This window comes from Aminobacter sp. P4_D5 (assembly GCF_056401815.1).
Genome location: NZ_JBFUIP010001097.1, coordinates 1 through 581, shown reverse-complemented (window position 1 = coordinate 581; position 581 = coordinate 1). Strand labels below are relative to the sequence as shown.

The 581-nt window shown below is 67.6% G+C and carries 2 protein-coding genes; both read right to left on the bottom strand.

Annotated elements, in window-relative coordinates; genetic code table 11:
* The coding region (locus AC1DWF_RS36870; RefSeq protein WP_476843378.1) for an acyl-CoA thioesterase at positions 1–215 on the bottom strand (215 nt) is incomplete at its 3' end.
* Positions 216–332: 117 nt separating this feature from the next.
* Positions 333–581, bottom strand: a 249-nt coding sequence (locus AC1DWF_RS36865) for a hypothetical protein (protein WP_476843377.1), incomplete at its 5' end; no start/stop codon positions are given.

The window sequence follows — 581 nt, the reverse complement described above, 5'->3', positions numbered from 1 at the left end:
GGGTAATGGATCTCGGCGAGGTAATCGATCGTCACGCGGCGGAGCGCCGTGGCCAGCGGACGCGAGCGCGRCTCGCCCGCCACGACGGAGATGATCTCGCCGCGCCCCGCCTCACAGAGCGCCGCGATGGAGGCGTTGTTCACATGCCCGTTGAGGTCGGTGTCCTGAATGCGGAGCTTCTCGTCCGTCCAGAAGGGGAAATCCGTTACGGGCATCGCATCATCAGGGCGCCAAGGCCTCGGTCTGTGGCGATGATCTGGCCTGCGGCGCGGACCTTCACCTGCCGGAACTCCGAGGCGCGGCCGTTGGCCCCGACGCGACCGGAAGGCGAATCAACGGGCCTCGACGCCGAAATTCGTGATGACGATCTGCGTGTTGGTGCAGATGTTCGCGCGTCGCAGGTCCGAGGTGGACCGATCCGCGCGCACGATGCGGAAATCATGCGCGCCGGGGCCGTCGGTCCGGAAATCGCGCGACTGGCCCGGGCCCAGGACGTCGTTGCCCAGCCTGTCGCGGCCGAAGTTGGCGCGCGCCGAATCCGTAAAGAAGACCTGCTGCACGGGCCGCGTGCTGCTGTTGGT